Consider the following 20,890-nt stretch of genomic DNA (forward strand, 5'->3'; position numbering starts at 1 on the left):
GACAGATCGACGCGGTGTTCACTGCCGATCCGCCCGTCGCTCATGATGACGATGCGGTCGGCCAGCGCGATCGCTTCGTCCACGTCGTGGGTGACGAGCAGCATCGACGCATGGTGCTTGCGGCGCAGCTCGCGGACCAAATCGTGCATCCGGACCCGTGTGATCGCGTCCAGCGCCGCGAAGGGCTCGTCCAGGAGGATCAGCTCGGGGTTCGCGACCAAGGCCCTGGCCAGTGCGACGCGCTGCGCTTCACCACCCGACAGCTGCTTGGGCCATGCCCTCTCCCGACCGTCGAGGTGCACGTCGGCCAATGCCTTGCGGGCTCGTTGGGCGGCGTCCGAGCCCTGTAGGCCCAACGTGACGTTGCGCAGAACTCGCTGCCAGGGCAACAGCCTGTCGCCCTGAAACACGATGGCGCGCCTGGCCGGAACTTCGATGCGGCCACCGTCGGGTCGATCGAGGCCGGCCAAGAGCCGCAACAACGTGCTCTTGCCACAGCCCGAGGGCCCCAGCAGAACGACGAGTTCCTCGTCTGCGATGAACAGATCGAGATGGTCGAGGACGGTGCGATCACCGAACGTGCGGACGACGTCCTCGGCCAGTACGCCGGTCCGCTGACGCGCCTGCTCCTCGCGCAGGCGCTCCTGGGTGGTCACGTCGCCTCGTAACTGGGCCGCCATCGCAGCAGCACCCGTTCCAGGATGCGCACGATCTGATCCGCTAGCAGGCCAAGGATCGAGTAGATCACCAGGCCGACGAACACCTGGTTGGTCTGCAGATAGGTCTGGGCCTGGGTGACCAAGAAGCCCAGTCCCTGGTTGGCGTTGACCGTCTCGGCGGCCACCAAGCCCAGCACGCTGTAGGCAAGTGAGAAGCGAAGTCCCACCAGGAATCCGGGGAGTGCGCCGGGCAGAAGTACCCAGGTGACGACCCGCCACCGGCCCGCGCCGGTCGAGCCGGCCATTTCAATCAGCCGGTGGTCCACCCCGCGGATGGCGGCGAAGAGATTCAGATACATCGGCACCCCGGCGCCGAGGGCGATCAGCAGAATCTTTGTCAGCTCGTCGATACCGAACCAGACGACCATCAGCGGCAGTACCGCGAGCAGCGGGATGGTGTTGAGGATCTGGGCCAGGCCGTTGAACAGGTACTCGCCGCGCCGGAGGAAACCACCCAGCACCCCGGTGACGATGCCCACGCTCAGTCCGAGCGCGAGGCCGAGGCCGGCCCGCTGCAACGAGATCGCCAGGTCGGGGCCGAGCACTCCGTCGCGCCACAGCTGTACCGCCGTGCTCGCGATGTCCGTCGGAGCAGGTGCGTAGAGGGCACTCAGAACCCCCGTCACACCCAGGATCTCCCAGACGACGAGGATCAGCACCGGCGTGGTGTAGATGCCAATCGGCCAGTGCAGTCGGCGCCACACCCCGGCCCACGACGCCTCCTGCGCCCGAGACTTGGTAGGTAGGAAGACTTCTCGGTCCTGGGTCGGACCAACGGATTCCACGGCGACGGGATCCGCTCTGGTCGCCAGTATCAGGTCTGTCATCGGATCGTCTCCAGTCGGTCGCAACCCGAACCGCCCGTAACGTCTGGGCTGTCGCGCGATTCACGCCTTCGGGATCTACCCACACAGTGACGTAGTGCGACCCTTGAGCCGAGCGATGAAATCGGCGGGATTCTTTTCCCAGGTCGTGCGGAGCGTCGAACGACGACATTCGATCCTGTTCTTGATCACAATGACGTCGTGACCAATCCAGTCAGTTCCAACGGCGTCGACCTCAAGTTCGAGATCGTCGTCATCCCCGTGTCCGACGTCGACCGCGCCAAGGAGTTCTACGGAAGCCTGGGGTGGCGGCTCGACGCCGACTTCGACAGCGGCAAGGACTATCGCGTAATCCAGTTCACGCCTCCCGGTTCCGCGGCCTCGATCATCTTCGGGCGCAACGTCACCGCTGCTGCGCCCGGATCTGCCAAGGGCCTATACCTGGTCGTCTCCGACGTCGAGGCGGCCCGTTCGGAATTGCTCGGTCACGGCGTGGCCGTCAGCGACGTGTTCCACGCTTCCGACGAGCCCGCCGGACCTGATGAGCCCTTTCTCTTCGGGCGGCTTCGCCTCAGTGGCCCGGACCCCGACCACGCGAGCTACCGGTCCTTCGCCTCGTTCCAGGATCCCGACGGCAACGGCTGGTTGCTCCAAGAGGTCACGACTCGACTGGCCGGACGCATCGACACCGGCATCACCGCCTACGCGTCGGTGGGCGATCTGGCGAATGCTCTGCGACGCGCCGCGAAGGCGCACGGCGAGCACGAGGCGTCGACCGGGGAGGCAGATGCGAACTGGTCCGACTGGTACGCGGACTACCTGGTGCGCGAACAGTCCGGCGGCTGATGTCGGCTCAGGGTTGACCCAGTACGCCAGTCAACTGCCTGATGGTCTGAATCTCACTGTCCCGGTACGGCCGTCCGTCGGGTTGCAGCAGGTCGCTGAACCACACCTTCGGCGCCGAGGCGTACGGGTGATCCCACGAATCCCACGGCAGATAGGTCTGCGTCTTTCCCGCCACGAAGCCCCAGTTGTAGGCACCGACGTTGCGCCGCTTGGCAATCGGCAGAATCCCTTCGATCGTGCTCCCCTCCGACCGAGCCAGGTACTCGGTGCACAGGATCGGGCGTCCGAGAGGTGCGAGCTCGGCGATCCGGGACTCGAAGTCGGCGGGTTTGGCGTAGGAGTGGAAGGTGATCACATCGGAGTTGTCGAGTTGAATACCGGCGATGGTGCTGCGACTTCCGGAACTCCAGCTCCCCTGCCAGACCCCACTGGTCAACGGTTGGGTCGGGCCAACGGCGCGCGCCCACTGGAACACCTGGGGCAGTAGCGCGGCGACGAGCTCCTGCTTGTTGCTCGTTTCCACCTTGCGATACACCTTCGCCGGGTTGTCGGGTTCATTCCACAGATCCCATCCGAGAACGCGTTGGTCACCGCGGAACTGGCTCAGCACTCCCGTGACGTAGTCGTACAGAACGCTGCGGTAGCTCGCGTCGCCCAGGTGATCGGCGCCGGGGCTCTGCGCCCAGCCGGAGTTGTGCACGCCCGCGACCTGGGCGCGCTGAGGACCCAGCCTGGGGTGGGGATCCCAGCAGGAGTCGAACAGGACGAACAGCGGTTTGATGCCCCGACTCGCCGCGATGGCGACGAACTGGGCGAGACGCCTTTGAAAGCCTTGGCGGTCCTGCGCCCACAGCATGTCGTGCAGGAACACCCGCATGGTGTTGAACCCCAGTTGCCGCGCGATGGCGAACTCGGCGTCGATCCGCCGAGGGTCATAGGTACCCTGCTGGAACATCTCGATTTGATTGATGGCGGTTGCCGGGATGTAGTTCGCCCCGACGAGCCAGCCCTGCGCCTGGTACCAACTGTTCGCCCGATCGACCGACCACGGCACCGGGTCGGCCGAGGCGCGGGGAATACGGGTTAGCGCGGCGCCTGCTGCCAACATCAGCGGAAGCTTCAGGGCAGTTCGGCGATGCACCAAGCCACCGTAGTTTTCCTCCGCGGCCCGTTCCGACCTCCGGATCGATTCGCAATCGTTCAGGTTGGCAATCGTTACCCAACGCCGTCACGAGCTGGTCAGATAGCGGCGCCGCTCCCAGTCGCTAACCTGGCCCTGGTACTGCAGCCACTCACTTCGTGCGATGGCCGCGAAGTCCGAAACGGAATCCGCTCCCAGAATCTCGAGGATGGTGTCGTCCTGCGTCGCGAGCGCCAGCGCCGCGCCCAGCGATTCGGGCAGCGGAGTGCCCTTGCCGTACAGGTTTCCCGACGCAGGCCCGGGTGGCCGTCGGCCCGCCTCCAGCCCCGCGACGACGGCCGCCAGCGCCGAGGCCACCAACCAGTAGGGATTGGCATCCGAGGCGCCAGTGCGCAGTTCGATCCGGGTGGCGCTCGGCGACGCATCGACCAGCGAGCGCACCGCGGCGCTGCGGTTGTCACGACTCCAGTTCACGGTGTCCGGCGCGAAGGAGTCCGGGACGTACCGCCGGTAGGCGTTCACCGAATGCGCGCCGAACAACACGATCGACGGCAGATGGTCGAGTAGGCCCGCGATCGCGTGCAGTGCGACGTCACTCTCGGCGCCGTCGACGGCCGCGAACGCTGGCGTACCGTCACGCCACAGCGAAATGTGCAGGTGCGCAGAACTTCCCGAATGTTCGGAGAATGGTTTGGCCATGAAGCTGGCGACCTTGCCGTGCTTTCGCGCCACCTCCTTGGCAGCGTACTTGAGCCTGGCGCCGTCATCGGCTGCGACGAGTGCGTCGTCGTACACCAGGTTGGTCTCAACCTGCCCCGGACCGTACTCGGTTTGGATGCCCTCCAAACCGACGAAGGCGCCAAGGGTTTCGTTGAGATCTCCGATCAGCGGATCGAGAGCGTTGGCATTCTCCAGCGAGTAGGCGTGGATGTCGTGCTGGATCGGGGACCCGTCTGACTCCAGCAGGTAGAACTCCAACTCGACGCCGACCTTGGCCGTGTAGCCCAGTGTCGCCAATCTCGCAAGGACGCGGCGCAAGATCGCTCGCGGGTCAAGGAGGGATGGGGCCCGGTCATGGGTCACGACGTCGGAGATGACGTGACCAACGCCGGAACGCCACGGCAGCAACCTGAACGTCGAGAAGTCCGGGACCGCATACACGTCGGGATAGCCACCGTCCCAATTGGTCAACCGCAGCCCGTCGATCACCGTGGCATCGGTGTTCCAGCCCAGCGCCGCCTCGCAGAAGGCGAAACCGGTGCCCTGGGCCCGGTGCAGAAACTCGCGAGCGGGAATCCTCTTGCCCGCCGCGTGGCCGAAGGGGTCGCTCCACGCCACTTCGACTTCCGCGAGCGAGCCGTCCCCGAGCTTGCGCAACAACTCCTGCGCGGGAACCGACGCATGCTCGTTACCGTCAACCCTTTGCGCCGTCTGAGTCACGCTGCGTCGACGCTGTTGTCGGTGACCCTGGTGCCAATGACGGCGCCGGCGACGAAGGCACCCACCAACAGTCCGACGATCACCCAGGCCAGGACACTGGAGCCACCGACGAGGTCCTTCAGGTTGGCCAGGATCAAGACGAGCGAGCCCAGCAGTCCGACCAAGCCGAGGCTTGGCGCGATCCGCACCCGCCACTGGGAGTATCCCCGTCGATCGGCCCGGAAGTACACGAGCACGGCGACACTGGTCGCGATGAGTAGGACGACGATCCCGACGGTCGTCGCGCCGGCGAACCACGTGTAGAACTGTGCCGCCGGATCGAGATCGAACACCACGGCCAGGATGACGCTGATGGCGACGACTCCGGAAATCCACAACGACGCCAGGTGTGGAGAGCCGTGCTTGCCGTGCGGGTGGCTCAGCGATGCGGGCAGCACGTCACGTTGCGACAGCGCGAACACGTAGCGCGCCACCACGTTGTGGAAGGAGAGGATGCAGGCGAACAGACTGGTGAAGTAGAGCACCGTGATGACGTCGGCGCCAACGGTTCCCAGGTAGCGCTGCGCGGTGTCGCCGAGGAACGTCGAGCCCGAATCCGTGGCCCTGGTCACGGCCTCCTCGTCGCCCCATCCGGAGATCAATGCCCAGCTCGTCACGGCGTAGAAGACGCCGATGAGGATCAGCGATACGTACGTGGCCCGGGGAATCGTCCGCTCCGGGGTGTGGGCCTCGTCGCGGAAGATCGCCGTCGCCTCGAACCCCACATAGCTGATGATCGCGAAAAGTAGTCCGATCCCCAATGATCCGGACAGGATCGCGTGCGGGTCGACGATGCCGGTCGACAACCCGTGGTCGCCACCGCGCACGACGATGACGAGGTCGAGGATCGCGACGATGGCGATCTCCGCCGTCAACAGGACCGCCAACACTCGGCTGGACAGGGCGATGTTGCGATGGCCCAGGTAGGCCGTCACGGCGAACGCGACCAGAGCGAACGACCACCACGGCAGGGTGGGACCGCCGAACAGCTCGACGATGCTCGCCCCGGCGGGGCCGAGGAGCCCGTAGACGCCCGCTTCGATCGCCAGGTAGCTGACGATCGCGACGAATGCGATCCCGATTCCGGTCGGAAAGCCCAGCGCCTTTCGCACGTAGGAGAAGAAGGCGCCCGCCTCCGCCACGTGCGGCGTCATCGCGGTGAATCCCACTGCAAACAACAGCAGGATCACCGTCGCGACGATGAACGTCGCAGGGAACCCCGCGCCGTTGCCGCCCGCAATACCCAACGGCACGACACCGCCGATGACACCGAGCGGCGCCGCCGCCGCGACGACCATGAACACGATCGACGCCACGCCGAGGTTGCCGTGCAACTTCCGCTTCGAGCTTGCCGGTGGATCGACGGAAATATCTGCAGGCGTTATGATTTCGGACATCGGCGACCGTCTCTCGAAGGCTGGAAGGTGATGATTGGAACGGACGATAGTTTTGGCGAACGAATGTGCGCCACACCTAGAGTCACCGTGAGTCCTAGTACGACACAATTGGACACATCCGCCTGACACCACACATTGCGCCTCCATCGAACGTCGGTAACCTTCATCGAATGCAGCCGAGTAGCACCCTTCGCGCGATCGGAGGCAAGGGCATGACGCCCCTACGCGTCGGCGCCACACCCGTCCCCCATGCCGAGATCCTCGATCACGTTCGCGGTGGCTTGTCGACCCGTGGCATCGACCTTCGGATCGAGATCTTCGAGACCTTCGACGAGCCGAACGAACTGCTCGCCCAAGGCCACCTGGACGCCAACTTCTTTCAGTACCTACCGTTTCTCGACCAGTTCAATCGGCGACATCGAACGCGCCTGATGCCGATCGTGCCCGTCCACATCGAGCCTTTCGGCCTGTACGCCAAGGGGATCGACAGTCTCGACGCAATTCCCGACTACGCCGAGATTGCACTGCCGTCTGATCCAGTGAACGTCACCCGGTCATTGGCCATGCTCGATGACCTCGGTCTCATCGAGTGCCCAATCGCCACGGACACGATGGCCACGACGGCCGACATTCTGGCGAACCCGTACGGGCTGGTGCTCAAGGAAGTCAGCAGCGCACTGCTCGCCGACGCTCGCGACGACTTCGACGTGGTGTTCCTGTTCGGCAATCAGGCGATGGGTTTGGGTGTCGACACCGGGACGGCCCTGTACTGCGACCGCGGCAATTCTGCGTATGCGGAGTACCTGGTGGCTCGCCCGGCGACGTGCGACTCCCCCGCCATCCGGGCTCTGGCTGAAGCGCTTCAGTCGACGTCGACTCGCGACTTCATCGCGACCGCCTACCGGGGCCAGCTCGTCGCCGCGTTCTGAGACCCGCCGCATTGTCGTCACGGCGACGCAAATTCTTGTGAGCGCGTCGGCGCGGGCCCACGGTGTGTGTTGTGTACCAGGCAGTCCCGGAGCAGACGGCAGAGCAGATTGCTGCTGCCCGGGTGGTTCTCGTCGTGGACGTGCCCCGCGGCCTCGATGCTGCGGCGCTGGCCGCGCGTCTCCTCGACGAGTTCGGAGCGACGATCGGCCAACTGATTCCTGGCGTCGTGGCGCACCGCGCCGTCGTATCCGACACCGTCGGCACTCAGGCTCGTTTCGTCGAGCCGCATCCCGAGACCGGTTTGACGGTGGACCTCGCCAACCGTCAAGTGACCGTCGACGGCCGACCGATCAGGCTTGCCTATCGCGAATTCGCGTTGCTCGCCCACCTCGCCGCAAGACCACGCCAGACGCTGTCGCGGCCCACTCTGCTGCAGAGCGTGTGGGCCGATCGCGCTAAAGATCTGCACATCTCGGATCGCACCGTCGACAGCCACATCCGCCGGCTCAGGGCCAAGCTCGGCGACCATGCTCGCGTGCTGACGGCGGTCCGCGGCCAGGGATACCGCTTCGAGCCCAGCGCGGAGACGAGATTCCGGGCAGCCGCACGTCCGGTTTGGCAAACCACTGCAGTCGGGCCCCACTACCGCCCGGGGGCGTAATCGCCCTTCGGCGACCGAGCGCCCCGGCTTCGAGATTTCTTCGCGATGATCGCAACTATCCCCTGCTGGATTCCGAGCGTCTACGTTGCTGCAGTGAGCCATGACCTTCGACGGAAGCCCGTCTCGAAGTTTGCGGTGGTTCACTGGTGACGTCCCATTTGCTCACCAGACCCATGACCGCGGTCGGCGACTTCTTCGTCCTCAGCGGCGAGACACTGGCGGCCAGCGTGCGCCGTCCCTTCGCCTGGCGCGAGCTCCTACAGCAAATAGCGTTCGTGGCGAGGGTGTCGATCTTCCCCACCATCATGCTGTCGATTCCCTACACGGTGCTGATCGTCTTCACGCTCAACATCGTGCTCCTCGAGATCGGCGCCGGTGACCTGTCCGGCGCGGGCGCCGCACTGGCGTCCGTGACGCAGGTGGGCCCGGTCGTCACGGCGATCGTCGTCGCGGGCGCCGGGTCGACGGCGATGTGCGCCGACCTCGGCGCCAGGACCATCCGCGAGGAGATCGATGCCATGAAGGTCATCGGCGTCAATCCGATTCAGGCCCTGGTCGTTCCGCGCGTGGTCGCGGCCACGTTCGTCGCGCTGATGCTGTACTCGGTGGTCGCCATCGTGGGACTGCTTGGCAGCTACCTCTTCGTGGTGTACGTCCAGCACGTCACACCCGGTGCGTTCGTCGCAGGTCTGACACTGCTGACCGGTCTCCCACAGGTGATCATCTCGCTCGTGAAGGCGCTGCTGTTCGGGCTGTCCGCCGGCCTGATTGCCTGCTACAAGGGACTCTCCGTCGGCGGCGGACCCACCGGCGTCGGCAACGCGGTCAACGAGACGGTCGTGTTCGCCTTCATGGCGTTGTTCCTGATCAACATCCTGGCCACCGCGCTTGGCGTCAAGGTGGCCCCGTCGTGACCGACACCTCGGCGGACCGGCAATCCTGGCTCGAGCAGCAGACGACCAGGGCGATCGACGCGACCCGCGAACTCGGCGAGCAGACCGCCTTCTACGGCACGGCGCTGGTCTCGACCGCTGACGCGGTACGCCGCTACCCGGCGGAAGTGCTGCGGCTGATCGCCGTCATGGGTTTGGGCACAGGTGCTCTCGCAGTGATCGGCGGCACCGTAGTAATCATCGGGTTCCTGACGCTGTCCACCGGCGCGCTGATCGCCGTCCAGGGTTACAACACTCTCTCGAACGTCGGGATCGAGGCCCTCACGGGTTTCCTCGGCGCCTTCCTCAACGTCCGGTTCATTGCGCCTGCGACCGCCGGGGTGGCACTCGCCGCGACGATCGGCGCAGGAGCCACCGCGCAACTCGGCGCCATGCGCATCAACGAGGAGATCGACGCGCTCGAGGTGATGGGGATCCGGGCGATCACCTACCTGGTGTCCACCCGCATCGTCGCAGGCGTCCTGGTGGTCATTCCGCTCTACACCGTCGCCGTGCTGATGTCGTTTCTGGCGACGCGGTTCGGTACGACGATCATCTACGGGCAGTCGCGAGGGGTCTACGACCACTACTTCTCGACCTTCCTGCAGCCGATGGACCTGCTCTGGTCTTTCGTCGCGGCGTTGTCGATGGCGGCCGCGGTCATGGTGGTGCACACCTACTACGGCTTCACCGCAACGGGCGGCCCGGCCGGGGTCGGCGAGGCAGTGGGTAGGGCCGTGCGGACATCGGTCACGGCAACGGTTTTCGTCCTGCTGACCATCACGCTGTCCGTCTACGGGCAGTCCGGCAACTTCAACCTGGCCGGGTGAGTCCACTGGACAACTCGGCCCGCCGAGGGCGGATCGACCCCATTTGGTACGCGCCCGTCCTGGTGCTGATCGTCGTGGGACTGGTCGCGATGACCGCCACGCTGTTCGCCGGCACCTGGCGAGACACCATCCCACTCACTGTCGTCTCCGACCGGTCCGGCCTCGTCATGGAGAACGGCGCCAAGGTCAAACTGCGTGGCGTCCAGGTTGGCGTCGTCGGGTCGATCGGCACGCAATCGGCCGGCGCCGGTACCAACGTCTCGACACTGAACTTGAAGATGGATCCCGGGCCGTTCCAGTACTTGCCGAGCAACGTCGAAGCCGAGATAAAGTCGAGCACCGCGTTCGGCGCCAAGTACGTCGACCTGATCATGCCCCCCGACCCGAGCCCGGCACCCCTGTCGGCCGATGCCGTGGTCCACTCGCGCAACGTGACCGTCGAGGTCAACACGGTGTTCGAGAATCTGCAGTCCGTGGTGCACGAAATCGACCCCGCGAAACTGAATTCCGTGCTGTCGGCAGTCGCAGAAGCTCTGCGCGGCAAGGGCGATCGCATCGGTCAGGCGATCACCGACGCGAACGACGTACTGCTCGCCGTGAATCCGCGAATGCCCACCGTGCAGCGGGACTGGCAGTTGTTCGGCAAGACCGCTCAGGCGTATTCGGATGCGGCGCAGAACATCCTGTCGATCCTGAATTCCGGCACGACCGTCGGCACGACGATCACCGAGCATGCGACCTCACTCGACCAGATGCTGTTGTCTGCCGTCGGGTTTTCGCAGTCCGGCGTGACCGTGATCGGGGGCAATCAGCCCAACCTGATTCGGACGTTGAACCTTCTGGTGCCGACGACCGAGCTGCTCAACAAGTACTCACCCACCTACACCTGCCTCTTCCAGGGCGCGCAGTGGTTCCTCGATCACGGTGGACGAGATGCGCTCGGCGGCAATGGAAAATCCGTCATCATGGACGCAGCGCTGCTCTTCGGCGACGACGCCTACCGCTATCCCGACAACCTGCCGAAGGTCAATGCGACCGGCGGGCCCGGCGGTCGGCCGAGTTGCGGCTCGCTGCCGGACGTCAGCGCGAACTTCCCGGTCAAGGCGCTGGTGACGGATACCGGTTGGGGAACCGGCCTCGACATCCGACCCAACCCAGGGATCGGGTTCCCCGGATTCGCCAACTACCTCCCCGTCACCAAGGGCATTCCGGAACCGCCCCGGATTCACCACGAGGGGCCCCCTGCACCAGGTCCGATTCCCTACCCGGGGGCACCGCCGTACGGCGCACCGGAATACGGGCCGGACGGCACGCCGCTATATCCCGGCGTGCCCCCGCTACCAACCCCGCTGCCGCCGGGATGACCGAACACGATACGACGGGAAGGAGACCGCGATGAGGCAGAAGAACATCACCGGCACGGTGGTGCGGGTCGTGCTGTTCACGGCGATCTGCCTGGTCTTCATGTTCGCGCTGGTGACCGTATTCGGACAGTTCCGGTTCGATTCACGATCCACCTACAGCGCGGTGTTCACGAACGTGTCGGGCCTGAAGGGCGGGAACTTCGTTCGGATCGCCGGCGTCGAGGTCGGGAAGGTCAAGGACCTGACCCTCAACGAGAACGGCACCGTCACGGTGTCATTCGCCATCGACAAGGGTCTCGCGCTCACCGAGGGCACCGAAGCGGCGGTCCGTTACGAGAACCTCATCGGCGACCGCTATCTGGCCCTTGACGAGGGGGCGGGTTCGGTGCGCCGGCTTCAGCCGGGCGAGACGATCCCCCCGACCAGGACGTCGCCTGCACTCGACGTCGATGCACTCATCGGTGGATTCCGGCCACTGTTCCGCGCGTTGGACCCCGATCAGGTGAATGCGCTGAGCGGTGAACTCCTCAAGGTGTTCCAGGGCCAAGGTGGCACGATCTCGTCGATGTTGGCCCAAACATCGGCACTGACAACCACTCTCGCCGGACGCGACCAGCTGATCGGTCAGGTCATCACCAATCTGAACACGGTGCTCGGCACCTTCGCCGCCCGAAACGATCAGTTCTCCGACGGCCTCGACAAACTGTCGCAGCTCGCGCAGGGACTCTCCGAGCGCAAGGACGACATCACTACGGGATTGGCCTACATCAACGCCGCCGCGGGCTCAGTGGCCGATCTCTTGGCGGATGCCCGCCAGCCGATCCGGGACACCGTGACGCAGACCGATCGGTTCGCGAGCCAGGTCGAGGCTGATCACGCCTATGTCGACGACCTCGTGAAGACCCTCCCCGATGCCTATCAGATCCTGTCCCGACAGGGCCTCTACGGCGACTACTTCGGGTTCTATCTGTGCGACGCCATCCTCAAGGTCAACGGCAAGGGTGGGCAGCCGGTATTCGTCAAACTTCTCGGCCAGGATTCGGGCAGGTGCACGCCAAAATGACGCGAATCACGCTGAAGCGGCCCATGATCAAGCCGCTGGGCGAGCGCAACCGGGTCGCCGTCGGCGCGGTCGGAACGCTTCTGCTGATCGCGCTGGTGGCGGCGGCCTTCTCCTACGACGAGCTGCCGTTCATCAAGCGCACCTCCGACTACTCCGCCTACTTCGCCGAGGCCGGCGGCATCAAACCGGGCAGCGAGGTGCGGGTGTCGGGCCTCGAGGTCGGAAAGGTATCCGACGTCCAACTCGACGGAGACAAGGTGTTGGTGGACTTCACCGTCCGCAAGGGCATTGCACTTGGTGACCGCACCGAAGCCGCGATCAAGACCGAGACGGTGCTCGGCACCAAGATGCTGGAAGTCATCCCGCGCGGCAACGGCAACTTGGCGGGGACCATCCCGCTGGACAGAACCACTTCCCCGTACGACCTACCAAGCGCTCTCGGTGACTTGACCACCGCCATCAGCGGTCTCGACACCGAGCAGCTCTCGTCGTCGCTCACCACGTTGGCGGAGACGTTCCAGAACACGCCGCCCGATTTGAAGATCGCCTTGGAAGGCGTCGCCCGCTTCTCCGACACCCTCAACACCCGCGACGCCCAGCTGCGCAATCTGCTGGCCAACGCCAACAAGGTGACCGGAGTGCTTGCCAAGCGCAGCGACCAGATCGCCAGCCTGGTGGTCAACGCCAACGCACTCCTTGGCCAGCTTCTCACGCAACGACAGTCCATCGACGCGTTGATGTCCAACCTGACGGCGGTGTCGCGGCAGATCTCGGGGGTGGTCGCCGACAATCGCACCCAGCTCAGGCCGGCGCTCGACAAACTCAACGGCGTGCTGTCGATCCTGGACAACCACAAGAAGGAAGTGCAGCGGACGCTGTACCTGCTTCGTAGGTACGCCATGTCGTTCGGTGAGGTCCTGGGGTCGGGCCCGTTCTTCAAGGCCTCCCTCGTCAATCTGATCCCTGGCCAGTTCTCGCAGCCGTTCATCGACGCTGCGTTCTCCGACCTCGGCCTCGACCCCAACACAAAGCTGCCATCACAGCTCGTCGACCCGGCAACGGGGCAGCCTGGCACCCCGCCGCTGCCGATGCTCCCTCCACGGACCGGCCAGGGCGGGGACCCGAATCTGACACTGCCCGATGCCATCACGGGCAATCCGGGCGATCCCCGCTACCCGTACCGGGAGCCCCTGCCTGCACCCCCGCCCGGCGGACCGCCGCCTGGGCCGCCTGCCCCAGCACCACCGGGCGTCGCGGGCGGCGCCAGTCCCGCGCCGTCGCCGAGTCCGGTCTACCTGCCCGCGCCCAACGAGGTACTGCCATCGACGGACGGAGCGCAATGAACGCCCGAATCGCGACGGCCTCGGCGCTCGTCGTTCTTCTCGTCGCGGCGATCTCGGTCGTGGCGACACCGTGGTGGGATCACGTCCGCGAGGACACGTTCACTGCATACTTCGCCAACGCCAACGGGCTGTACACCGGGGATGAGGTGCGCATCCTTGGCGTCGCGGTCGGGACCGTGGATGCGATTGAACCGCAACCCGATACCACGAAAGTCACCTTCTCGGTCGACCAGAAGTACCCGGTGCCCGCCGACGCCAAGGCAGCGATCCTGTCGCCGTCGTTGGTCAGTGCGCGGGCGATCCAGCTGGTCCCCGCGTACTCGGGCGGGCCCAAACTGGCTTCCGGTGCCAGCATCTCGCAGGATCGCACCGCGGTTCCCGTCGAATGGGACGACTTCCGCCAGCAGCTGGCGAAGCTCACCGACTCCCTGCAGCCAACGACACCCGGCGGCCCGAACTCCGTCGGGGAGTTCATCAACAGCGCCGCTGCCAACCTTCGGGGCGAGGGTGATACCGCCCACGACACGGTAGTCAAGCTGTCGCAGGCAGTTTCGGCACTCGGCGACCACAGCACGGACATCTTCAGCACGGTGCGCAACCTGCAGTTGCTGGTGTCGGCGCTGTCGTCCAGTAGTGATCTGCTCGCCGCGTTCAACACGAACCTGGCCGACGTGACCACCGTGTTGTCGAACACGCCCAATGAGATCGCCGACGCGACCAAGGGTCTGGACGGCGCGGTGTCGGATCTGCGTGGCTTCGTCGCAGACAACCGCGAGAGCATCGGAACGGCCACCGACCATCTCGCGGCGGTCACCCAGGCCCTCAATGACAGCCGGGGCGACGTCAAGCAGGTCCTGCACATCGCCCCGACCGTGTTCCAGAACTTCATGAACATCTACCAGCCCGCCCAGAGTGCGGTCACCGGTATCCTCGCGGCTGGTAACTTCGCCAACCCCGTGCAATTCATCTGCAGCTCGATCGAGGCCGCGTCGCGAGAGAACTACGCGCAGTCCTCGAAGCTGTGCACGCAGTATCTCGCGCCGATCATCAAGAATCGCCAGTACAACTTCCCGCCACTCGGCTTCAACCCGTTCGTGGGAGCCACCGCACGACCCAACGAACTGACCTACAGCGAAGATTCGCTGCGACCCGACGCACCGCCACCGAATCTCCCAGCGGCACAGCCCGATCCAATTGGGGCCCTGCCCGCCGAAGCCCCGTTGTCTACCGACCCCAGCCAGGGGCTGCAGGGGATGATGGTCCCGCCCCCTCCCCCTGCTCCGCAGGGGACGCCGTGAAGCGCCTCCTGACGGCCGCGCTCGCCGTCGCGTGCCTGTCCGCGATCCCGGGATGTGAGTGGCGGGGCCTGAACTCGCTGACCCTGCCGGGAACCGCAGGCAGCACCGACGGCTCGTATACCATCCAGGCGCAGCTGCCCGACGTCGTGGTCATCCAACAGAACACCAGGGTGCGCGTCGCCGACGTCAACGTCGGCAACGTCACCAAGATCGAGGTGCAGGACTGGCACGCGCTGGTGACCATGCGCATCGACGGCGGCGTCCACCTTCCCGCCAACAGCACCGCGAAGGTCGGCCAGACCAGCCTCCTCGGCTCGATGCACATCGAGCTGGCACCCCCGACCGATCAGCCGCCGCAGGGTGAACTGGGCAACGGTTCGGTGATACCGCTGTCCTCGGGCAGCACCTATCCGAGTACCGAGCAGACCTTGGCCTCGGTGTCGATCCTGCTCAACGGCGGCGGGCTGGGCCAACTGCAGGAGATCAACCAGTCATTGGCCAAGGCGTTCGCCGGCCGCGAGAACGACATGCGCAGCCTGCTCACCCAACTGGACACCTTCATCCATCAGCTCAACGTCCAAACCGACGACATCATCGCGGCGACGGAGAGTCTCAACTCGCTGGCTGGGCAGGTGGCGGCGAAGAACGACACCGTTGACAAGGCGCTCACCACCATTCCGCAGGCGCTGGCGGTACTGGCCGACGAACGCACCAAGCTGTCCGACGCCATCGATGCCCTCGGCAAGTTCAGCGCCATTGCCACCACGACGGTCAATCAGACCAACGACGCTCTGGTGGCCAACCTCCGCAACATCGCTCCGGTGCTGCGGTCGCTGGCCGACGCCGGACCCGCGCTGACCAAGGGACTGGACTTCCTGTCCACCTATCCATGGGTGAAGAGCACTTTGGGGAACTGGTTCCGAGGCGACTTCGCCAACATCAGCCTGGTGGTCGACCTGACCTTGAGCCGCATCGACAGCAGCCTGTTCACCGGGACCAGGTGGGAGGGCAACCTCACCAACCTCGAAATGCAGTGGGGCCGCACGATCGGTCAGATGCCCAGCCCATACACCGCGGGCAACCCACTGATCGCCCCGTACCACTTCGGGGGCAACTGACATGCTCCGTCTGTCCCGCACCGTGTGGATACAGCTGGCGATACTCGCGTCGATCACCGTGATCGCCTGCAGTGTGATGGCGTTCGGCTTCGTCAAAGTGCCTGCGCTGCTGGGCATCGGCCGCTACCACGTCACACTCGAACTGCCCGCGACCGGTGGCCTGTACAAGTCGTCCGTGGTCACCTACCGCGGCGACGAGATCGGGAGGGTCAGCGCCATCGAGGTCACCAGGGACGGCGCAACAGCCGATCTCGACCTCGACAGCGACGTCTCGATTCCGTCCGACGTGACGGCTGCCGTGCACAGCCGCTCCGCCGTTGGCGAACAGTTCGTCGAACTCACACCCGTGAAGGAAGCGGCGGGCCGGAACGTTGCGCCCCTCCGCGACGGCGACGTCATTCCCGCAGGGCGGGTTCAGATTCCGGCCGACATCGGAAGTCTGCTCGACGCCACCAACCGGGCGCTGCAGGCAATCCCCGGGGACAATCTGCGCACCGTCGTCGATGAGGCGGCGAAGGCAGTCGGCGGGCTTGGGCCGGAACTGTCTCGGATCGTCGACGGGTCGACGGCACTGGCTACCGACGCAGGCCGGACGATCGATCCGCTCACCCAATTGATCGACCAGTCGCCGCCGGTGCTCGATTCTCAAGTGCGGACCACGGATTCGATCGCCCAGTGGGCGGCGCGCACCGCGGCGATCGCCGGCCAGGTCAAGGCACAGAATACCGCCTTCGCGGATCTGCTCACCCAGGGTGCACCCGCGCTGAACGAAGGCAAGGCGCTGTTCGACCGCGTCGCGCCCACCCTGCCGGTGTTGCTGGCCAACCTGGCGAGTCTCGGCGACATCGCGGTGACCTATCGCCCCGATCTGGAGCAGCTGCTGGTGCTCTACCCGCAGGGCACCGCAGTGATGTCGGCGATCGCCGTTGCCGACTCGGGTACCAAGCAGGCCTACAAGGGCATCTACCTCGACTTCAACCTCAACCTGAACTCGCCACCGCCGTGCAATACCGGCTTCCTGCCGGTCCGCCAGCAGCGGTCGGCTTCCGACCAGGACGCTCCCGACCGCCCGGCAGGTGAGCTTTACTGCCGGGTGCCGCAAGACTCGGACCTCAATGTCCGTGGCGTGCGCAACATCCCGTGTGAGAACAATCCCGCCAAGCGGGCACCGACCGTGGAGATGTGCGAAAGCGACGAACAGTACGTGCCACTCAACGACGGGTACAACTGGAAGGGCGACCCCAACGCGACGCTGAGCGGTCAGGCCGTGCCGCAGTATCCGCCGGGAGTCACCGGGCCCGAGGGGTTGCCGCCCGCCCCGGCCGCTGCCGCGCCTCAACCGCTCGCGCCCCCCATGGCCGCCATTCCGTACGACCCCGCCACTGGCGATTACGTCGGCCCCGACGGTCGTCGATACACGCAGGCAGATCTCGGCAAGGCGGACGACAAGACCTGGCAGTCGATGCTCGTACCACCCGGTGCCCCATGACGATACGGCTCCGCACGGCAGTGATCTGCGTGGCGATGATGGCCTTGGTACCGGCCCCCGTCGCACACGCCGACAACAGCCGATTCAACAAGAGCGTGGTCGCCGACGTTTACACGGTCCAGCATCACGCCGGATGCACCAACGACGTCGTCGCGAACAATCAGCTTCAACTGGCCGCGCAGTGGCATGCCGTCGACATGCTGAACGATCGCGACCTCGACGGCGACATCGGCTCCGATGGCTCGACGGCCCAAACCCGAGCCGCGGCAGCGGGGTTCACGGGTCCGAACGTCGCGGAGACCGTGGCCATCAACCCGGCGCTGGCGATGAGCGGGGTCGAGTTGATCAACAAGTGGTTCGCCAACCCCGGCTATCTGGCGATCATGCGCGACTGCCGCTACTCGCTCATGGGCGTGTGGTCCGAGAACTCCCTGGACCGGACCGTCGTGGTGGCCATGTACGGCCAAGCCGGCTAGCCAAGAATTCGCCATCAAGAATTCGCCAAGACCCTCGGCGCAACCTTTGCGTCATGAAGCGAGTTGTCGTCGGGCTGGCGAAGATGGTCTTGGTGTTCGGATTGGGATTGGCGGGACTCGCCGCAGGATCCGCGCACGCCACCGATCCAGGTTCCGGGCACGGGATCTTCTGCACCCTTGGGCGGTAGCGTCACTGCCTGAGACGGTGATGGAGGTGGACCATGGTGCGTCACCGGGTAGTCGGCGGTCACCCGCTGGCGCTCGCTGCGCTGCTCGTGGTCCTCACCGGGTGTTCGGTGTCCGCCCCGTCGTCGGCCGTGCCGCCGGCGGCCACTTCGACTGCGACGACGGTGGCTGCCGAGGTGCCGGTCGCCGGGGCGCAGCCGCAATTGGCGACGGATCTCGCGCAGTTGGCCGACGATCTGGTCGCCGACGAACTCGAGGTGCGCGACCCGGCGACACCGGAGTCGGCACTCGATGCGGCAGCGCACCGGCAGCAGGCGGCCTACCGCGCCATCGGGCATCACCCCGAATGGGACGCGATCACGCAGGCGCGCATCCCGCCTTCGCTGCTCGAGGCCTACGACCGCAACGTGAGCGCCCGTCGCCAGCTCAACGCGATGGCGCACCCCAGGGACACGCTGCCCGCATGGCGCGTCGAGGCTCCGCCCCCTGTCGAGGCACTGATGAGTTACTACCGCGAGGCGGAGGCAGCGTCCGGTGTCGGATGGAACTACCTGGCCGCGATCAACCTGATCGAGACCCGCTTCGGGAGCATCAACGGCGCGAGCACCGCAGGCGCGCAGGGCCCCATGCAATTCATGCCATCGACGTTCGCCGCGTATGGCGATGGCGGCGACATCCGCTCGCCGCACGACAGCATCATGGCCGCAGGCCGCTACTTGGCCGCCAACGGCTTCGCCGACGACCGTGATCACGCCGTCTACCGATACAACAACGCCGATGAATACGTGCGGGCGGTCGACGAATACGCCGCCGTGCTCGCCGCGGACCCCACCGCATTCGCCGGCTACTACCGCTGGGACGTCTACTACACCACGACCGGTGGTGACGTGCTGCTTCCCATCGGCTATGCCGCGACGTCACCTATTCCCGTCGACGACTATCTGGCGAACCATCCGCAGTAGTCGCCGGACGCGCATCCGCATTCGCGTGAGGGCTGAATCCGCTGGTCGTAGCCAAAGCGTGATGCATCCTTCATCGAATTGCTAAGGCACACCGGCACATCGATCGTCCTGGCACCCCTACCATCAATTGACAATCATGTAATTTAGGGATCGGGAGCCATGCATCAGATCGTTCGGTGTGTTGTGGCAATGATCGGCGTCGCCGCACTGGTGGCCGCGCCACCTGCAAGCGCCGGCGCTGCGTCGGCCCGTCAGGCGTTTGGCCCCATCATCGCCTCGGTCCTGCCGGCGCGGGGCGAAGTCGTGGGGGTGGCGCATCCCGTGGTCGTGACGTTCCGGGCGCCCGTGGCCGACCGGCGGGCGGCCGAGCGCGCCATCGACGTCACGTCGTCGCCTGCGATGTCGGGCAAGTTCGAATGGCTGGACGACGCCGTCGTGCAGTGGGTTCCCGATCGATTCTGGCCGGCGCACAGCACGATTGCGCTGTCGATGGGCGGCTTCAAGACGAATTTCGCCACCGGCCCTACCGTTCTCGGCGTTGCCAGCATCTCGGATCACACGTTCACCGTGAGCGTCGACGGCGTCGAAGCGGGACCGCCGTCGGCGTTGCCATCGCCGCACCACCGCCCCCACTGGGGAGAACCGGGCGTGTTCCCGGCGTCCATGGGTAGGCCGGAGTACCCGACGCCCGTCGGCACCTACACCGTTCTTGCCAAGGAACGCGACGTGGTGATGGATTCGAGCAGCGTCGGTATCCCCGTCGACGCTCCCGACGGCTACCTGCTCGACGTGGACTACGCCGTCCGCATCACCGATCGTGGCCTCTTCGTGCACTCGGCGCCCTGGGCGGTCAATTCGCTCGGGTACGACAACGTCAGCCACGGCTGTGTCAGCCTCAGCCCCGAAGATGCCGAGTGGTACTTCAACACGGTCAACGTCGGTGACCCAGTCATCGTGCAGGAGAACAGCATCGAGGTTCCGCGACCGATATCGGGGTGACCCTTCCTAGGCGGTTGCCGGAAGGTGTGGCCGCAGGGCGGCGGCGATGACTCGGTCGAGCGCCCGGTCGGGCAGGATGCGCGCCAAGCGCGTGATCAATGCGGCATCGCGGCCGACGGTGTAGCGGGTGCGCGGCTTGCGGGCCAGCACGGCCTTGGCGATCACCGTGGCCGCGGCCTCAGCCGGCTGCCCGGACTTGGCGGACGACGCGGCCTGTGCGGCGACGGCGCGCACCAACCCGCCGTACCGCTGACGCTGCTCGGGCGTCATGGCCGATGCCAGCTCTTGGGCGGTCGCGCTCGCCCTGTCGAGCATTCCCGTCACCACCGCGCCCGGTTCGACGACGACCACGTGGACTCCGAGCGGGGCGAGTTCGCGTCGCAGGGAGTCGCTGACCGCCTCGAGCGCGAACTTGGTGCCCGCGTACGGACCGTAGGTGGCCATGGCGACCTTGCCACCCACGGAGCTGACGTTGACCACGCGACCCGAGCCGTCGATCAGGCCGGGCAGGAGTGCTTGGGTCACCGCGATCTGGCCGAAGAGGTTGACCTCGAACAAGTTTCGCCACTGGGCGATCGGATAGGCCTCGATCGGTACGTTGACGCCGACGGCCGCGTTGTTCACCAGCGCCCGCACTGCCCGCCCTCGAGGATCGTCGCGCACCCTGCTGGCCAGCGCCCCGATGTGGTCCGGATTGGTGATGTCGAGCAGCACCGGTTCGATCCCCTGGCCGCGGATCGCGTCGGCATCCCGGTCGCGCCGGACGCCTGCGAGGACGTAGAACCCACGCCGAGCCAGTTCGCGTGCGGTGGCCCCGCCGATGCCGCTGGACG

General features: G+C 65.8%; 21 protein-coding genes. 15 read left to right on the forward strand and 6 right to left on the reverse strand.

Going from position 1 to position 20,890, the window contains the following annotated elements; translation table 11 throughout:
- A partial coding sequence (locus tag QOD90_RS08875; RefSeq protein WP_526348736.1) for an ABC transporter ATP-binding protein occupies positions 1-656 on the reverse strand: 656 nt, incomplete at its 3' end.
- Positions 653-1,546 (reverse strand): ABC transporter permease, encoded by an 894-nt coding sequence (locus tag QOD90_RS08880; protein ID WP_526348738.1) that lies wholly within the window; start codon positions 1,544-1,546, stop codon positions 653-655. The genes QOD90_RS08880 and QOD90_RS08875, both read right to left, overlap by 4 nt.
- 198 nt (positions 1,547-1,744) lie before the next feature.
- Between QOD90_RS08880 and QOD90_RS08885 the strand changes: the two genes are divergently transcribed.
- Positions 1,745-2,389 (forward strand): VOC family protein, encoded by a 645-nt coding sequence (locus QOD90_RS08885; RefSeq protein WP_526348740.1) that lies wholly within the window; start codon positions 1,745-1,747, stop codon positions 2,387-2,389.
- A gap of 7 nt (positions 2,390-2,396) precedes the next feature.
- Here the strand turns inward: QOD90_RS08885 and QOD90_RS08890 are convergent, their stop codons facing one another.
- The 3 genes from QOD90_RS08890 to QOD90_RS08900 form a co-directional block, all read right to left on the reverse strand.
- Positions 2,397-3,530, reverse strand: a complete 1,134-nt coding sequence (locus QOD90_RS08890; RefSeq protein WP_526348742.1) for a cellulase family glycosylhydrolase — start codon at positions 3,528-3,530, stop codon at positions 2,397-2,399.
- 87 nt (positions 3,531-3,617) lie between these two features.
- The gene (locus QOD90_RS08895) at positions 3,618-4,910 is read right to left on the reverse strand and encodes a glutamine synthetase family protein (protein WP_526348770.1); all 1,293 of its coding nucleotides are present in this window, start codon (positions 4,908-4,910) and stop codon (positions 3,618-3,620) included.
- A 56-nt stretch (positions 4,911-4,966) separates the two neighbouring features.
- The gene (locus tag QOD90_RS08900; protein WP_526348744.1) at positions 4,967-6,406 is read right to left on the reverse strand and encodes an amino acid permease; all 1,440 of its coding nucleotides are present in this window, start codon (positions 6,404-6,406) and stop codon (positions 4,967-4,969) included.
- A gap of 170 nt (positions 6,407-6,576) precedes the next feature.
- Between QOD90_RS08900 and QOD90_RS08905 the strand changes: the two genes are divergently transcribed.
- The 14 genes from QOD90_RS08905 (at position 6,577) to QOD90_RS08970 (ending at position 20,057) form a co-directional block, all read left to right on the forward strand.
- A complete protein-coding gene (locus tag QOD90_RS08905) occupies positions 6,577-7,335 on the forward strand; it encodes a MetQ/NlpA family ABC transporter substrate-binding protein (protein WP_526348746.1) in 759 nt (252 codons plus the stop codon).
- 71 nt (positions 7,336-7,406) lie between these two features.
- A complete protein-coding gene (locus tag QOD90_RS08910) occupies positions 7,407-7,997 on the forward strand; it encodes a winged helix-turn-helix domain-containing protein (protein WP_526348748.1) in 591 nt (196 codons plus the stop codon).
- 173 nt (positions 7,998-8,170) lie between these two features.
- On the forward strand, positions 8,171-8,911 hold the full coding sequence (locus QOD90_RS08915) for an MlaE family ABC transporter permease (protein ID WP_526348772.1): 741 nt from the start codon (positions 8,171-8,173) through the stop codon (positions 8,909-8,911).
- 53 nt (positions 8,912-8,964) lie between these two features.
- A complete protein-coding gene (locus QOD90_RS08920; RefSeq protein WP_526348774.1) occupies positions 8,965-9,759 on the forward strand; it encodes an MlaE family ABC transporter permease in 795 nt (264 codons plus the stop codon).
- Positions 9,756-11,123: an MCE family protein gene (locus QOD90_RS08925; RefSeq protein ID WP_526348750.1), complete on the forward strand. Its 1,368-nt coding sequence runs from the start codon at positions 9,756-9,758 to the stop codon at positions 11,121-11,123. The genes QOD90_RS08920 and QOD90_RS08925 overlap by 4 nt, the downstream gene beginning before the upstream one ends.
- 31 nt (positions 11,124-11,154) lie before the next feature.
- Positions 11,155-12,186 (forward strand): MCE family protein, encoded by a 1,032-nt coding sequence (locus QOD90_RS08930; RefSeq protein ID WP_526348752.1) that lies wholly within the window; start codon positions 11,155-11,157, stop codon positions 12,184-12,186.
- 26 nt (positions 12,187-12,212) lie between these two features.
- Complete coding sequence (locus QOD90_RS08935; protein WP_526348776.1) at positions 12,213-13,529, forward strand: MCE family protein; 1,317 nt, start codon at positions 12,213-12,215, stop codon at positions 13,527-13,529.
- A complete protein-coding gene (locus tag QOD90_RS08940) occupies positions 13,526-14,827 on the forward strand; it encodes an MCE family protein (protein ID WP_526348754.1) in 1,302 nt (433 codons plus the stop codon). The genes QOD90_RS08935 and QOD90_RS08940 overlap by 4 nt, the downstream gene beginning before the upstream one ends.
- Positions 14,824-15,945, forward strand: a complete 1,122-nt coding sequence (locus QOD90_RS08945) for an MCE family protein (RefSeq protein WP_526348756.1) — start codon at positions 14,824-14,826, stop codon at positions 15,943-15,945. The genes QOD90_RS08940 and QOD90_RS08945 overlap by 4 nt, the downstream gene beginning before the upstream one ends.
- A gap of 1 nt (position 15,946) precedes the next feature.
- Positions 15,947-17,434: an MCE family protein gene (locus tag QOD90_RS08950; protein ID WP_526348758.1), complete on the forward strand. Its 1,488-nt coding sequence runs from the start codon at positions 15,947-15,949 to the stop codon at positions 17,432-17,434.
- Positions 17,431-17,910, forward strand: coding sequence for a CAP domain-containing protein (locus tag QOD90_RS08955; RefSeq protein WP_526348760.1), 480 nt, complete (start codon positions 17,431-17,433; stop codon positions 17,908-17,910). The genes QOD90_RS08950 and QOD90_RS08955 overlap by 4 nt, the downstream gene beginning before the upstream one ends.
- A gap of 53 nt (positions 17,911-17,963) precedes the next feature.
- The gene (locus QOD90_RS08960; protein ID WP_526348762.1) at positions 17,964-18,098 is read left to right on the forward strand and encodes a hypothetical protein; all 135 of its coding nucleotides are present in this window, start codon (positions 17,964-17,966) and stop codon (positions 18,096-18,098) included.
- Positions 18,099-18,131: 33 nt separating this feature from the next.
- Positions 18,132-19,058 (forward strand): lytic transglycosylase domain-containing protein, encoded by a 927-nt coding sequence (locus tag QOD90_RS08965; protein ID WP_526348764.1) that lies wholly within the window; start codon positions 18,132-18,134, stop codon positions 19,056-19,058.
- A 159-nt stretch (positions 19,059-19,217) separates the two neighbouring features.
- Positions 19,218-20,057 (forward strand): L,D-transpeptidase, encoded by an 840-nt coding sequence (locus tag QOD90_RS08970; RefSeq protein ID WP_526348766.1) that lies wholly within the window; start codon positions 19,218-19,220, stop codon positions 20,055-20,057.
- Between the two features lie 6 nt (positions 20,058-20,063).
- Here the strand turns inward: QOD90_RS08970 and QOD90_RS08975 are convergent.
- Positions 20,064-20,890: SDR family NAD(P)-dependent oxidoreductase (locus QOD90_RS08975; RefSeq protein ID WP_526348768.1), on the reverse strand; the 827-nt coding region annotated here is incomplete at its 5' end.

The sequence above is a fragment of the Mycobacterium sp. genome (genome assembly GCF_032161845.1).
Taxonomy (GTDB): domain Bacteria; phylum Actinomycetota; class Actinomycetes; order Mycobacteriales; family Mycobacteriaceae; genus Mycobacterium.